General features: G+C 32.6%; 15 protein-coding genes. 2 read left to right on the top strand and 13 right to left on the bottom strand.

Annotated features, from left to right (window positions below; translation table 11 throughout):
- Positions 1-5: 5 nt before the first annotated feature.
- The 6 genes from R9X47_RS17345 to R9X47_RS17320 all read right to left on the bottom strand — a co-directional run bounded on the left by R9X47_RS17345 (position 6) and on the right by R9X47_RS17320 (position 7,283).
- Positions 6-794 (bottom strand): electron transfer flavoprotein subunit beta/FixA family protein, encoded by a 789-nt coding sequence (locus R9X47_RS17345; protein ID WP_432662285.1) that lies wholly within the window; start codon positions 792-794, stop codon positions 6-8.
- A gap of 983 nt (positions 795-1,777) precedes the next feature.
- Positions 1,778-2,473: a hypothetical protein gene (locus tag R9X47_RS17340; protein ID WP_432662284.1), complete on the bottom strand. Its 696-nt coding sequence runs from the start codon at positions 2,471-2,473 to the stop codon at positions 1,778-1,780.
- Between the two features lie 147 nt (positions 2,474-2,620).
- On the bottom strand, positions 2,621-3,844 hold the full coding sequence (locus R9X47_RS17335; RefSeq protein ID WP_432662283.1) for a MerR family transcriptional regulator: 1,224 nt from the start codon (positions 3,842-3,844) through the stop codon (positions 2,621-2,623).
- Between the two features lie 55 nt (positions 3,845-3,899).
- Positions 3,900-4,259: a hypothetical protein gene (locus R9X47_RS17330; RefSeq protein ID WP_432662282.1), complete on the bottom strand. Its 360-nt coding sequence runs from the start codon at positions 4,257-4,259 to the stop codon at positions 3,900-3,902.
- A 297-nt stretch (positions 4,260-4,556) separates the two neighbouring features.
- Entirely contained in the window at positions 4,557-5,666 is a 1,110-nt protein-coding gene (locus R9X47_RS17325; protein WP_432662281.1) for a M20/M25/M40 family metallo-hydrolase, read from the bottom strand.
- Between the two features lie 135 nt (positions 5,667-5,801).
- The gene (locus R9X47_RS17320) at positions 5,802-7,283 is read right to left on the bottom strand and encodes a hypothetical protein (protein WP_432662280.1); all 1,482 of its coding nucleotides are present in this window, start codon (positions 7,281-7,283) and stop codon (positions 5,802-5,804) included.
- Positions 7,284-7,604: 321 nt separating this feature from the next.
- Between R9X47_RS17320 and R9X47_RS17315 the strand changes: the two genes are divergently transcribed.
- On the top strand, positions 7,605-8,066 hold the full coding sequence (locus R9X47_RS17315; RefSeq protein ID WP_432662279.1) for a DUF3189 family protein: 462 nt from the start codon (positions 7,605-7,607) through the stop codon (positions 8,064-8,066).
- A gap of 96 nt (positions 8,067-8,162) precedes the next feature.
- Here R9X47_RS17315 and R9X47_RS17310 read toward each other — a convergent pair whose 3' ends face one another.
- The 7 genes from R9X47_RS17310 to R9X47_RS17280 all read right to left on the bottom strand — a co-directional run bounded on the left by R9X47_RS17310 (position 8,163) and on the right by R9X47_RS17280 (position 13,456).
- On the bottom strand, positions 8,163-8,435 hold the full coding sequence (locus tag R9X47_RS17310) for a metal-sensitive transcriptional regulator (protein WP_432662278.1): 273 nt from the start codon (positions 8,433-8,435) through the stop codon (positions 8,163-8,165).
- Between the two features lie 99 nt (positions 8,436-8,534).
- A complete protein-coding gene (locus tag R9X47_RS17305) occupies positions 8,535-9,008 on the bottom strand; it encodes a DsrE/DsrF/DrsH-like family protein (protein ID WP_432662277.1) in 474 nt (157 codons plus the stop codon).
- A 10-nt stretch (positions 9,009-9,018) separates the two neighbouring features.
- Positions 9,019-9,243, bottom strand: a complete 225-nt coding sequence (locus R9X47_RS17300; protein WP_432662276.1) for a sulfurtransferase TusA family protein — start codon at positions 9,241-9,243, stop codon at positions 9,019-9,021.
- 77 nt (positions 9,244-9,320) lie between these two features.
- The gene (locus R9X47_RS17295) at positions 9,321-10,976 is read right to left on the bottom strand and encodes an FAD-dependent oxidoreductase (RefSeq protein ID WP_432662275.1); all 1,656 of its coding nucleotides are present in this window, start codon (positions 10,974-10,976) and stop codon (positions 9,321-9,323) included.
- A gap of 418 nt (positions 10,977-11,394) precedes the next feature.
- Positions 11,395-11,649 carry a hypothetical protein gene (locus tag R9X47_RS17290; protein WP_432662274.1) on the bottom strand — a complete coding sequence of 85 codons (255 nt, stop codon included), beginning with the start codon at positions 11,647-11,649 and terminating at the stop codon, positions 11,395-11,397.
- 31 nt (positions 11,650-11,680) lie between these two features.
- The gene (locus R9X47_RS17285; RefSeq protein WP_432662273.1) at positions 11,681-12,160 is read right to left on the bottom strand and encodes a hypothetical protein; all 480 of its coding nucleotides are present in this window, start codon (positions 12,158-12,160) and stop codon (positions 11,681-11,683) included.
- Between the two features lie 21 nt (positions 12,161-12,181).
- Complete coding sequence (locus R9X47_RS17280; RefSeq protein ID WP_432662272.1) at positions 12,182-13,456, bottom strand: SLC13 family permease; 1,275 nt, start codon at positions 13,454-13,456, stop codon at positions 12,182-12,184.
- Between the two features lie 396 nt (positions 13,457-13,852).
- Here R9X47_RS17280 and R9X47_RS17275 point away from each other — a divergent pair, with 396 nt between their 5' ends.
- Complete coding sequence (locus R9X47_RS17275) at positions 13,853-14,302, top strand: rhodanese-like domain-containing protein (protein WP_432662271.1); 450 nt, start codon at positions 13,853-13,855, stop codon at positions 14,300-14,302.
- Positions 14,303-14,323 lie beyond the last annotated feature (21 nt).

Here is a 14,323-nt window from a genome sequence, read left to right as displayed (position 1 = left end):
CCCTCCTATATGAATTTTAATTCTTTCAATTTATCAAATAATCTCTCTGACAACTCCTCACCTGTACCCTTCCAAATCTCATGATCAGTATTAGCTTTTGGTGGAAATATTCTTTTTACCTGAGTTGGTGAACCATTTAATCCATATTTCATTTCATCATGGTCATCTAGGTCCTTTAAGCTATAGAAAGGTATCTCTCTATCCTTAGTTGCCAGCTTTCTTTTAAAGGATGGAAGTCTAGGCTGATATATACCTTTGTCTACTGCGATCAGACATGGCAATTTCACATCTACAACTTCAATAGTATGGGGCATATCCATTTCTAAAACAATAGAGTCCTCTTTTATCTCCAATATCTTCTTAACATTTGCAACGTGAGGTATATCTAAGAATTCAGCAATTTCCGGACCAACCTGTGCAGTATCTCCATCTGTAGTCATCTTTCCACATATTATTAAATCGGGATTTCCTAGTTTTTTAATTCCCTGAGCCAATGTGTATGCTGTAGCAAGAACGTCAGCACCTGCAAATTTCCTATCTGTAAAAAGTGCTCCCTTATCGGCTCCCATCATATAGGATTCTCCAATTATCTCAGCTGCTTGTGGTGGGCCCATACTTAATACTGTAACCTCTCCACCCTTATCTTCTTTCATCCTAATGGCTGTTTCAACGGCATAAAGATCATAGGGATTCATCTTCGAATCTACTCCATCCCTTTTTAATACACCTGTTTTTTCATCAACTTCAACTTCTGAAGTCCCCGGTACCTGCTTAATACAAACAAATATATCCATATAATTCCCTCCTTTGGTATTATAGTATTACCAGTTAGTTAAAATTTTTTAGTTTTATTTTTCTGCTAGAAATTCCCTACAATAACTAAATCTCAGTCTTTAATAACTTTATTTAGATACAAAGTATTTATTGCTTTCTCATAAAAGACTGTGCAGTATTGCATATGGCTTTATTAGCAGTCATTACGTTAATAAAACATATATTTCCATGTTAAGAAAACGTAGAAGCTTTCATTATTTTATTGTAATACATAAATCAATATTTGAAGCTTAATATCTATAATTAATAAATATATTCAGTCTAGTGGGATTATAGCCATTAGAAGTGATAATAATATCTGCATTTACATTTCAATCCTAGAAAGGCCTCATACGCCCCATACCCAGCTTGCGAGATTTTAGACCTTCTCCTGCAAATACACTTATTATCCGGGATTAAATCTATTTCGGCATTTTATATTAATATTTAGTATGAATCAAAGATTAGTTTTTTTGAGCGGCATATAGCAAGTCGATGTGAATTATTTCCTTTTATATCTTATATCTATTTTTATATATTCCCTAGCAGTGAAGCGAGATATAACAAAATCCTTATCAGGATGTTACGCTACTATTTTATATCCAAGAGAAACGATTTCCCTAAAGATACAATCCTATTTCAATTCGAGTATGTTTACTCAACTCTAGTAATTTCAAATCTTTTTTGATTATTGGTGATATGGTAATACCAGTTAGTCAAAAAAAGAATTTTCATCACTCTTTATAGTTTTTGAACTCTGCTGGTAATAAGAACTTTTTAAGTGGTATTACCAGCTTACCAATATAATATTATATTTTTCAGAAAATTTCAACAATAGTTTAAAATTTAACAAGCTTTTCATACTTTTTTTATAGTTCTACTTTTTTTCTAACTGAATATTAGGTTATGGCTTCCTTTATTCCATAAGAAAAAGGTGCATTTCTACACCTTATTTCTCAAAGTTTTATTCAATTTCTTCTAATCTTTCCTTTACAGCTTCTATTCTTTCTTTTATTGATTCTGTTTTTTCTTTAACATTTTCTAGTATTTCATCTAGTATTTCATTTATCTTTTCAGTATCTTCTTCCTCTACTGCAGTCTTTAATTCGGCTCTTACTGCCTTTGCTTCTTCTCTTCTTTCCTCTAAATTCTCTTTCTTTTCCTCAAACTTTTCTTTTCGTTCTTCTTTTCCTTCTTGTCTATCGCCCTTTAATTCTTCTATATAGCTTTTGAATTCTTCCTTTGCTTCTTCTTCAGTAATCTCTTCAGCCTCTACCTTTGCCTTTAACTCATCTCTATAGGCCTGTGTTTCTTCTTTTTTCTCACCTTTGTTTTCTGTTCTGTTTTCCTTTATCTGTTCACGTAGTTCTATAAGTTCACTTCGTAATTCTTCATTTTCTTCAAATACTGCATTCCATTCATCTAAATCTTCTGGTGCATATTGCTCAACTAGGTTTAATATTTTTTCATGTGTTTTTTCTCCTGCTTTATTGACTTTATTTTTAAATTCCTTCATTTTTGCAAATGCTGGTCTAGCTTTTTTGTCTGTAACATCTACACTTGTATCCTCTGTATTTGCAAATACCGCTGAAGGTATTAATAATGATGCTGATAATGTAGCTACTACAAATCCCTTTACTATTTTTGAATTATTTAACATGTTATACACTCTCCTTTAATGTTTTGTTTGCTTTCTATGGTTACATTATAGAAGATAGTTATGGAATAAAAATATTATAAATGTGGAAAATTTGTGAGAAATAATATATTTTTATGTAAATCTCTTATACTTTCGTATTGGCACTTACTATTTTTTATAGTAGCGGCCTCTACAGCTCCAGCAATCCATTGCATCTCCATCTATATGAAACTTAAACATCTTTGACATGTTATAAATCGAACCATGTACAATTGATTTATCGATTTTTATACCGAGTGATTTAAGCATTTTAATGACATTATCTTGGTTAAAATACTGGTGATACTGTGGGATTTTCTTATATGTGTTACTTTCCAAATCATACTTGACACAAGTAAATAACATCTCTGCCCCATTGCTCCAAGTATCAGATATCCACTTAAGGTTATTTCCATCTTCTGCTGAATAATACATGCTTACTAGGTATCCCAGTGCATCGAATACACGATCCACGACCGGCTTTATTGGAAGAAGCCTATTATAGCAAACAAATATCCATTTTCCTTTACTATTATGAGCCTCAAGTAAATGCTTTAATTCTATTAGTTCTTCTTTATTGGGATTTACAAAAATATATATTTTATCTTCACTAAATAACTTATGTATTCGATATATCAATTGGTCAGCAGCAGCTTCGTTAAAAATAAAAACTGTACCATTTTGCCAAAAATCATTATTCTCACAATAATATTGCCCGCATTTAGCCATTAATTCAACTAATTCTTCGGGAATTCTGCTCATATAATCTTCCCATTTCCTTAGCTCTACTTTAACAAGAGTGGTATCTATGGTTATTTGTTCTTCTGGCACCAAAATCCCTTTCTCAATTTCGTACTTAAATCCGCATATGCAGGATAACTGACCATTAATAATTTGCATGTTTTTAATCTCTGCATTATATAGATTGAAGGATTCTCTACACCTCGGACATTCTAAATAACTAAGACATTCTAATGGAAAACCACTAGAATGAACCGCCTCTGTAGACTGTATTCTATTTCTTAACTGCTCCAATTGAACTATTTGGTGTTGGATTAGCTCTATATCATGTTGTAACTCAAGTTTTTTACTATTAATCATATGTTCTAATTGCATCTTGCCTTCATCATTTACGACTCCTTTAAGTCTGAACAGGTTTAAAAACTTTTTAATTTCATCTATGGAAAATCCCATTTCCCTTAATTCCAGTACCTGTTTCATATCTTCTTCACACATACTGTCATAAATAATCTTGTTAGTAGTTTTTACTGGTAGTAGTACTTTTTGGTCTGTATAATAGCGAATTGTTGACTTTTTCACATTAAATTTTTGGGCAAACTCTCCTATTTTCATATTTTCACCACTTCTCAGCCTATTTTTCTCTAATCATACATAGTTATTTGATCGACTATCCATTATATATATAAATTAGTTGTTTTTTTAAATTCTCTCTACTTTTTTCATTGTTTTCTAATTGATCGGAGAATTTCTCTAGTTCCTCTTCTATAAATATCACAGAGTAGTATATAGAATCTATCTTAATATCTTGCTCATTGAACATCCACCTTAGTTTAATTAAATCTCTGGTTTCTAAATTATCAGCTCTAGTCATATTCCCCTGAGTCAATTGTACAACTCCACGTAAACTGTCGATTCTTCTTATGATTTGCATTCCAAGCTGCTCTTTAAGGTGAAACATGTGTATTTGTTGAAAAATAATGCATACAATTAATAGCAATATTAAACTAAATAATATTTTGTATTTCATAGTCATCTACTCCTATTTGGAATTTTAAATCAATGTATTTTGTTGATATGTTTGATCTTCCTCTATAGGAATTTTCTTTTCTGATTGTCCACTACTACAACTTACTACTGTGTAGTAACATCTTATTTGGTCATAGGTGGATAGATATGTGCAACTACTCTTTCCTCCTACCTTCTGTTCATTTTTATTACAATTATAGCATTAATATCTTTATATACCAATATATTCTTGACAAATAAAAAAACTCCTACGAACATTTAAAATGCCCATAGGAGTTTTATTTTTAATATACTTTTATTAAACTGTCTTGATTATTTCCAGTACTAATCTTGCACTATCTACAAGATCTTTAATTGATATATGCTCCTCTAATGTATGAGGCTTCTTCATACCTATACCAAGGTTCACACATTTAATTCCATTAACATTTAATATGTTAGTGTCACTTCCACCACCAGTTGAGTCTGTGAATGCCTTAAGTCCAATGTTATCACATGCTTTTTTGATGGTTTGAACTATTTCATCATTCTCATCTATTTTGAAGGCTCCATAGGCTCTAGATGTTTCTATTTCTACTTCTGCTCCAAATTCTTCAGCTACCTTTTCAAAACACTCTACCATGTGTGCAGTCTGCTTGTCTAGTTTTTCATTGCTAAGACTTCTTGCCTCAGCCTTTATTTCTACCTCTGGGCATACGATGTTAGTTGCTTTTCCACCGTTTATTATTCCTATATTAGCAGTAGTGTCTTCATCTATTCTTAAAAGGTTCATTTTGTTTATAGCTGCAGCTGCAACTTGAATTGCACTTATACCCTCTTCTGGGCATACTCCTGCATGGGCTGGCTTTCCTTTTATTACTACGTCTATTTTATCCTGAGCTGGTCCTTGTATTATTATTTGACCTGGAGCTCCACCGCTATCTAACACAAAGGCTGCCTTAGATTTTATCTTTGAGTAGTCAAGGTTTTTAGATCCGTTAAGTCCGCCCTCTTCTGCAATTGTGAATACTACTTCTATATCTCCATGAGATACCTTTTCTTCACGGATGATCTTAAGTGCTTCCACTATAGCAGCTATACCAGCTTTGTCATCTGAACCTAAAATAGTTGTTCCATCACTATATATAACATCATCCTTTATAATTGGCTTTATACCTTCTCCAGGTGTAACTGTATCCATATGACAACATAACATAATAGGCTCTACGTCTTTGTCTCCCTTAAGAGTAGCAATGATATTGTTTGTGTCTGACCCTATTTTCTCTCCTGCATTATCAACTACTATTTCTAATCCAAGATTCTCTAGCTCTTTCCTTATAAATTTTGCAAAGTTTCCTTCTTTTCTTGTAAGGCTATCGATTTGTACATACTCGATAAATTCCTTTACTATTCTTTCTTGATTAACCACGGTAAACCCTCCAGTATATTTTTTCATTATGTATATATCTTTATTATACTATTCTTGCCATGAAAAAATCATAAACTTTTTTTAACATTAATAAATAAAGGACGGCGTCATAGGCCGTCCTCTAAATATAATATTTTATTCCTCTGTCATTATCTCTGCATTAAAATTGAAGATATCCTCTTCACCGATTACTGGCATAGTAACTTCTCCATTAAAGTCAGTATAATCTATTTCACCCTCTGCACGAATTACCATCTCTATTTTTACTTCTGATAAATCTGTATCTTCTTCTTCAGACATTGCAGCTATCATTTGAATTAAGCTATCCATGTTCATATACATATTTTGAGACATCCACATTTTATCATAACCCATAGACTCTTTATCTATATAGAACTTATAACTAACTTCTATATCCATTTGTTGAAGCATCTGAGTAACCATCATTTTTGCCATTTCAGCTTCGCCTTCATTTTCTAATGGATTCGTTTCTTGTTGCTGTGCAAGTACAGCGTCCATAACCTTTTCTGTATATTCTTGGAAAAACTTCTTATAGGCTTCTTTATCAATATCTACATTTATAACATAATAATCTTTTCCATCTATCTTTTCATCATCACTATACCATGCATAATTCTTATAGAATTCAAGTTGTTCGCTTGATAATTGCATCATGTTTTGAGGATTATTACCTTGTAGTGACTGTATTTGGCCTAAAACCGATGACATATCAGTCTTGATCCATTTTTCTCCAGTTAAGTCTGTCTTTTGATACATCACACCTTTATCCATAAACGTTTCTGCAACAGTTTCTTGCTCTACATTAGCTTCCTCTGGCATGTCAATATTCATTTTAGCTGTTTGATTAATATATATCTGATCTGGATTTTTCACCTGCATATCTAATTTCATATCCATATCCATATTCATACCTTGCTTAAGCAATTGCTCGCCCATTTCATCATCAGCAGGTAATCCCTCAGCCTTCATTTCCATATTCATTGTCATGTCTGCATTTGCTTTATATGTTTTTAATTCTAGAAGCTTTTCATTTGCTTCTAAAAGCATCTGTCCTGCTGATAATCCTTTACGAGTAAAATTCTTTTCAGCAGATTCCTTAGCATAATACATCATATCCCTTGCTGTCTGCTTGCTTAAATTCATTGAAGGATAAAATACTGCTTTGCTTCTTTCAATTAAATCATTTTGTATAGCATATGTAATATAAGGCTTTGCTGAAGGGTCAATACTTTCATTGTCACTGAATTTCATTGTCTTATCTATCATTTCTTCAGTTACTTCGCTAACCTTTGCTCTTTGTCCAAAAACCTTTACAAGGATTACAACTGCTTCTTCTTTGGTTATTTCTTCATTTACTTTCATTTTTGCGTCTTCTGAAATAAAATCATTACTGTATGCTGCTTCTACATAAGGTATATACTCTGCATCAACGGTATCTGTTAAATCAGATTCAATATCTACCCCAACCTTTACCTTTGCTAATTCTAATGCATCCTTAAGAAACTCTGCTGTGGTAACTTCATCCTTTGCAAAGGATGTCATTGGAATAGCAAGGATCATGATCATTGCTAATAATAGTACTATCTTCTTTTTCATTCTCTATTTCCTCCCAAAATCATTAATTTTTAGCCACTTTATACTTTAAGATTATAGTGACTATTGATGAAATATATTGAATAATATGTAAAATTCAATATGGTAAGATTATATCATCATAAGGAAAGATTTTCTAGTACTTAAACTCGTATATTCATAGAAAATTAAGACATTGAATAAGTAACTCAGCCTTAAAAAGTTGATCTGCATAGTTTTTACTCTTTCATGGAAAAATAACTATGTAGAAATCGCTTATAAGTAATATTTCTAAAAATTATTGCGATCTCTATATAAGCCAATATTTGAATTGGAGGTGTTATTATGCATGTAATCTATCACGATATTGGTGGCAGTCATTCTTCGGTAGTCGCAACTTATGTTCATCTAAACAAGCTTCCTATGGATAGAATACCCTCCTCTGACGAAATATTAGAAGTTCCTATGTTTGATAAATTAGAAAAGCATCAGAGAGGAAGATTAATTTTTCATGGTATAGATGAATATGGAAATGATGTTTATACCTTAAGTAGACAATATTATGAGCATCCCATGAAGAATGCTATAACATCTGTTCCTAACATGATAGGCTTATCTGAAGATGAAATAGTTCTAGTTAATACCTCTCCCTCAGTAAACTTCTATATGAAGTTAGGAGGAAGCTGTTCAAGAGTATTGAAAATGGTTACCTTTGGAAGACCAATAGTTGCTTATGGTACAACAAAGGCCTATAGTAATATAGTGGACATTGTAAATAAAACTAAGCTGACTATTGCACCAAGCTAAAAAAAGCGCATATTGCGCTTTTTGAGACTGCCTGTCATCTTGTAGACTTTGTCTACAATCTGAAAAAGCGCAAATCGCGCTTTTTTTTAGTTATGATTATTTTGTATAGTTTAGAAGAGTTTTTATAACCTTTTTAGCCTTTTCCTTATCAATACATTCATCATCTTCTTGATTTAATAAGCAATCCAAAGCATGCTCTTCAACTATGATCATACCTATCTTATGCATAGAGGATTTCACAGCTGCTATCTGGATTAAAATATCTTCACATTCCTTGCCCTCTTCAACCATTTTTTCTATACCTGCAATATGACCCTTAAGGGTTCTTAATCTATTAGTAATTTTTTTTCTTGATTCTTCATTTGCCATACTTATCAACTCCTTCATAATAACTGTTTATAAAGAAATTATATCATAAATATAAAGGGTAGAAAATATTTCCACCCTTTCCCACATTATTATCTAGATTTATATAAATAGATTTACATTTGCTTCATCGGCTTCTCCTAAATATGAAGCTACACCTGCAAATTCAAGTCCATCAATTAGTTCCTCTTCTTTTATTCCCATAACATCCATAGACATAGTGCATACAACCATCTTAACACCCATCATTTGAGCCATCTCAATAAGCTCTGGCAGGCTGCTAACATTCTTCTTCTTCATTATGCCCTTCATCATTTCTGCACCCATACCAGCAAAGTTCATTTTAGATAAGCCTAATTTTTCTGCACCTCTAGGCATCATCCATCCGAACATCTTTTCCATAAAGTCCTTCTTAACTTTAACTTTTTTTGCCTTTCTTAGGGCATTTAATCCCCAAAAGGTAAAGAACATTGTTACTTCGTTTCCCATGGCAGCTGCACCATTTGCAATGATAAAGCTTGCCATAACCTTATCTAAGTCCCCACTAAAGACTATCATAGTCTTCTTATCATTCATTTTTCCACCCCTACTTAACTTTTATTTTAGCGGCTATTTCAGTATCAGTTTCATTTATCTCCACAAGCTCATTTCCAGTCTTTTTACACCAAGCTTCAATATCCTTTTTAAATCCTCTGTCAGTAACCTTAACGTTTAAAATATCTCCGGAATTAGCTTCCTTCGCTGCTTTAAATACCTGCATTATTGGTCCTGGACACTGTAACCCTTTACAATTTAAATTTATCTCTGCCATTATAATTCCTCCTTAGAATAGTTGTAATTTTTATGTTATAACTCTATTAAATACCCTTAACAAAAGACTTCAAATAACTATATAGTTTCATATGGGTATGCTGTCATTCCACCTTCAAGAATCTTAACATCTTTAAAGCCCATCTCCTTAAGCTTTATATATGAAAGATATGCATTTTTACCTATCTTACATACAAGAACAGTTTCTTTATCCTTATCTAATTCACTTTCTCTCATATATAGCTCTTCAGAATAAATATTTACTGAATCTGGGATTGAACATATCATGTGAGAAGCCTCATCTCTGATATCTAAAACAGTAACTTCATTTATTCTATCCTTAAGCTCTACAGGGGAGATACTTTCAACCCTACCACTTAGCTTATTTAAAAGTACGTTGGCTGCTAAAATAGTCGTTGACATAGCCATTGAAAACGGTGGTGCATAGGCTAGATCAAGCTTTTCTAGATCTTCTACCTTAGCCCCAAGCGTTATTGCAGTTGCAATAATATCTATAGGCTTATCAACCACACCTTCACCTATTACTTGAGCGCCTAAAACCTTGTGGGTCTTCTTATCTGCGATAAGCTTTGTAAGTATCATTCTATACCCAGGATAGTAGTGGGCTTTGTCATTGCCTGGAACTAAAACACTAATAGCATCATATCCTTCTTTCTTAGCCGCCATTTCAGAAAGTCCTGTTTTTGCAGCATTTAATCCGAATAGTTTTACTACAGTAGTTCCTAGAACTCCACTTAGAGAATCTTTCTCCGTACTTCCATTTATATTAATTCCTGCTATTCTACCCATCTTGTTAGCCGTTGAACCCATAGGATACCAAGCTGGCTTTCCAGTAATTAAGTTTGTACTTTCAGCACAGTCTCCCACAGCATAAACTCCCGGGATATTTGTTTCCATATTTTCATTTACTTTAATAGCACCGGTAGTTCCTACTTCTACTCCAATATTCTTAGTTATCTCTACATTTGCTCTAACTCCTACCGACATGATTACTAAATCAGCATCCAGCTCTCTCTTATCTGTTGTAACTCCTTCTACTTTACCTTGTCCTTTAATACCTACTGCCTTTTCCCCTGTTAAGATATTAATTCCTTTTTCAAGTAGATAGTTCTGGGCATATAAAGCTACTTCTTCATCAAATCCAGGTAGTATATGGGGAGCTAATTCAAGTAATGTCACCTCGACACCTTTTTCAAATAAGTTTTCTGCAGTTTCTAGTCCTATAAAACCTCCACCGATTACTACTGCTTTATTTATCTTTTCACTTTCTACTAACTCTCTAATAGCAAGGGCGTCTTCAACCTTTCTCAGGGAAAAGACTCCTTTAAGATTTACCCCTTCTATAGGGGGAATAAATGGCGATGCGCCTGTTGCAAATACTAATTTGTCATATGCAAAATCCTTTATTTCCCCGGTAGTTAAAACCTTGGCCTTAACTATTTTGTTTTCCTTATCAATATCTATAGCCTCATGCTTTATAAGGATATCTACTCCTGTTATCAACTTAAAATCTTCTGGTGTCTTCACAACCAATTCTCTTTTTTCCTCTATTACTCCACCAACGTAATATGGTAATCCACAACCAGCGTATGAGATATATTCATCTCTTGTAATTACAGTCACATCTAAACTTGGATTCTCTCTTTTTAGCTTCGCAGCAGTTTTTGTTCCCGCTGCAACAGCTCCTATTATTAATATCTTTTGATCACTCATTCTATTCACCCCTATTATTAAGCTCTTCTAGCAATTCGTTACAATCTACATTATATATTTCACAAGCATTACCAATGCTCTTAAATAGTGCTCCGCCTCATCCAAAACATCTAATTCCAAAATCTTTAAATATTTTCTCAGCCTCTTTGTCCTTCATTAAAACATCATATATGATATCATCCTTTGAGAGCATTTTTTCGCCTCCTATTATCCGCCCCCCTCCGGAGGGGTTTTCTTAATATTATAATACTCCTTTTGTTAATATGTTGTCAACAAAAATTAATAATTTTCTCATGAAATTTTACTGGTAACTGTTTACAATATAGCCTCAAGCTTTGAGTTATCTACATTTAGGTCTGTATTTTTCAATAAAAAAAAGAGCACTAATTGTGCTCTACATTGATAATTATTTATTACTTTAATTAAAAAAGCTTATAGGAATTCCTTGAAATTTAGCTTCCTCCACATAAATCTTTCTTTCTATATCTTCATGTTTAACATCTATACCTAGTGAGCGAATGTTAAGATCTATTCCATAGAACTTAGCCTCTTCTAACAATATATTGTTGTCCGCACTTTCCATCTTTCCATTATTCTTGTCACAAATATATATGGTGCAAATAATTAGTATGAGGAAAAATGCTAACGCTCCTTCTCTAACTACCTTCTTCAATATCTCATCCTTCTTTCTTAAGACTGTTAATCTACAAATTATCAGGATCTTTAGTAAAATAAATTCTTTCACTATTTTCTTTAGTCTCTTTTATTTCCTTCTGTATCTCTCCTATTTTTCCAAGAATAATCTGTGTTTCTATCTTTGGAACATTGTAGTATAAAAATAAGTCTTCAAATTGTTTTATTGTTTTATTTAGTTCGCTGCTAATTGTAACAAAATCATTGATATTCCTACTGTGTACAGCATTTTTAAATTGCTCAAGATCTATTTTTATAATGTCTACTACATCTGATTCACATGTAAATTCCTTCATAGGCAATGGATATGGTTTAATACGTTCTAAGAAGTACTTGCCCTTTTTATTGATATTATACACATAGGCTAGTTCAAATCCGTCGATGTCAAACTTCACATAACACATCTTACCGTTTATTTGTTCAACCTTTGCTCCTAACTGAATAAGCTTCATATCGTGCTGCCTTGCTTCTGAGTTAATGTATTTTCTCATATTAGCACCCCGTTTCTTTTTTTATACATAAAAAATAATAAGATACACAGTGGAAATAACAACTGAAATAATCATTAAAGGAAAACCAACCTTCATGAAACTTAGAAAACTTAATTTATGGCCATTCTTTTCAAGCATACCGCCTACTATAACATTCGCAGAAGCTCCGACCAATGTTCCGTTTCCACCTAGACATGCCCCTAGGGCTAGGGCCCACCATAGTGGTGCTACATTCATATCTGAAATAGCAGCGACATTCTTTATAAGCGGGATCATGGTTGCAACAAATGGAATGTTATCTAAGAATGCTGATGCTATTGCAGATAACCATAGTACAAATATTGTGGTCATAAATAAATTTCCACCAGTAAGTTCCATCATTTTTTTTGCAAGCAATTCTATAACCCCTACTTCTTCTAGAGATCCGACTAAAACAAATAATCCGATGAAGAAGAATATCGTTGTCCATTCTATTTCTATTAATATCTCTTCTGGCTCTATTTTGCTAATTAATAATAAAAAGCTTCCTCCAAACAATGCAACGGTTGCCGATTCTAATCCTATAAATTGATGTAGTGCAAAGCCTATAATGGTAAGACCTAATACTGTAAGGCTTTTTACTAACAATACCTTATCCTTAATTGTTTTTGCTTCATCAAACTCAAAGATTTTCATTTTATTTTTTTCATCAACCTGTAATGATTTACGATATATTATTTTTAGTATAAGTATAGTTATAATAAATATTATTATAACAACCGGTGCTAGATTTACCAAAAAGTCCATGAATCCTAGTCCCGTTGCTCCGCCAATCATGATATTAGGTGGATCACCAATCAGTGTAGCTGTTCCTCCAACATTAGCAGATATTACTTCTGGAATAAGGAAGGGTATTGGATTCATTTCTAGAGTATCTGTAATTACAAAGGTTACAGGGGCAATAAGTAAAATCGTTGTAACGTTATCAAGTAGTGCTGATGAAATCGCCGTTATAACAGAAAATGATACTATTATTTTCCATGGATCTCCTTTAGCTACCTTGGCTGTTTTAATGGCTACATACTGAAAAATCCCTGTTTTCTTTAGTATGTTTACTATTATCATCATACCTATAAGTAAACCAATTGTATTAAAATCGATTATACCGAAGGCGTGGTCCTGTGGTATTACTTGAAAAACAATCATAAGCACGGCTCCAAATATTGCAATTGCAGTTCTGTTGATCTTCTCAGATATTATTGCCGTGTAAGTTAATGTGAAAATCAGAACTGCTAAAAGTACATGATTATGAAACACCTTTACTTCATCTCCTATTCATAAATTTTTCCATCACCTATATAGAACGCACTTATAAATCTACGTTTTTATTTCTTAAATAGCCAATGTTTCTAGGATATTTAAGAAATAAAAATGAAAGAGATTTATTGCGATTTCTATACTATACTCCTATAAAATTTATTTTCAAGTACGATATTTTTACACTAAATAAAATTTTAATAACCTTACATACTTTTTAAATTATTGAAAATTAATTCTTATGAATAAATGATATATTTATTATTCATAAGTTCACTTTAAATTTAAAGTAATAAAATAGTCCATCTTCAAATATATTAGTAATACGATACAAGGATAGGGGCTAATATGTTTTTTTGTAAATGTTATGCTCTATATCTATTAATGAGAGGTGGTATGATGTTGAGGGTTCTGGTAATCAAGAGAAGACAGTTATACATAGCACTTGCAGCTTTAATAATCCTGATAGTTGGTATTATGGTATTGGTGGCTTTATCAAGATCCAATGAAACTTTTTCGGAAACACTAAAGTACGCTTATAAAAAAATTACGCCCCAGCAGGCCAAAGTACTAATAAGTAATAACGAAGATTTGAGTGTCTTGGATGTAAGAAGTGAACGGGAGTTCCTTGACGGACATATCCCAAATGCAATCTTGGTCCCCTATAAAAAAGCAAAAAAAAATTATGATACCCTATTAGATAAACAGAAAAAGTATTTAGTCTATTGTGATACGGGAAAAAAGAGCGAAAAAATAGCTAAAATCCTTAGCAGCAACGGTTTTTCTAAGGTCTATCTTCTTGCAGGCGGAATAGAAAATTGGAGTTATGATTTAGAGACACAATAAAAGCACACCTATTCAGGTGTG

Origin of the sequence: Wukongibacter baidiensis (assembly GCF_050888315.1) — a bacterium.
Lineage (GTDB): Bacteria > Bacillota > Clostridia > Peptostreptococcales > Caminicellaceae > Wukongibacter > Wukongibacter baidiensis.
The sequence above is the reverse complement of the archived record's forward strand: the minus strand, read 5'-3'. Positions and strand labels throughout refer to the sequence as shown.

Coding starts and splice junctions, on each gene's coding strand:
- R9X47_RS17345 (WP_432662285.1), bottom strand. CDS start 794: ATGGATATATTTGTTTGTATTAAGCAGGTACCGGGGACTTCAGAAGTT.
- R9X47_RS17340 (WP_432662284.1), bottom strand. CDS start 2,473: ATGTTAAATAATTCAAAAATAGTAAAGGGATTTGTAGTAGCTACATTA.
- R9X47_RS17335 (WP_432662283.1), bottom strand. CDS start 3,844: ATGAAAATAGGAGAGTTTGCCCAAAAATTTAATGTGAAAAAGTCAACA.
- R9X47_RS17330 (WP_432662282.1), bottom strand. CDS start 4,259: ATGAAATACAAAATATTATTTAGTTTAATATTGCTATTAATTGTATGC.
- R9X47_RS17320 (WP_432662280.1), bottom strand. CDS start 7,283: ATGAAAAAGAAGATAGTACTATTATTAGCAATGATCATGATCCTTGCT.
- R9X47_RS17315 (WP_432662279.1), top strand. CDS start 7,605: ATGCATGTAATCTATCACGATATTGGTGGCAGTCATTCTTCGGTAGTC.
- R9X47_RS17310 (WP_432662278.1), bottom strand. CDS start 8,435: ATGGCAAATGAAGAATCAAGAAAAAAAATTACTAATAGATTAAGAACC.
- R9X47_RS17305 (WP_432662277.1), bottom strand. CDS start 9,008: ATGAATGATAAGAAGACTATGATAGTCTTTAGTGGGGACTTAGATAAG.
- R9X47_RS17300 (WP_432662276.1), bottom strand. CDS start 9,243: ATGGCAGAGATAAATTTAAATTGTAAAGGGTTACAGTGTCCAGGACCA.
- R9X47_RS17295 (WP_432662275.1), bottom strand. CDS start 10,976: ATGAGTGATCAAAAGATATTAATAATAGGAGCTGTTGCAGCGGGAACA.
- R9X47_RS17285 (WP_432662273.1), bottom strand. CDS start 12,160: ATGAGAAAATACATTAACTCAGAAGCAAGGCAGCACGATATGAAGCTT.
- R9X47_RS17275 (WP_432662271.1), top strand. CDS start 13,853: ATGATGTTGAGGGTTCTGGTAATCAAGAGAAGACAGTTATACATAGCA.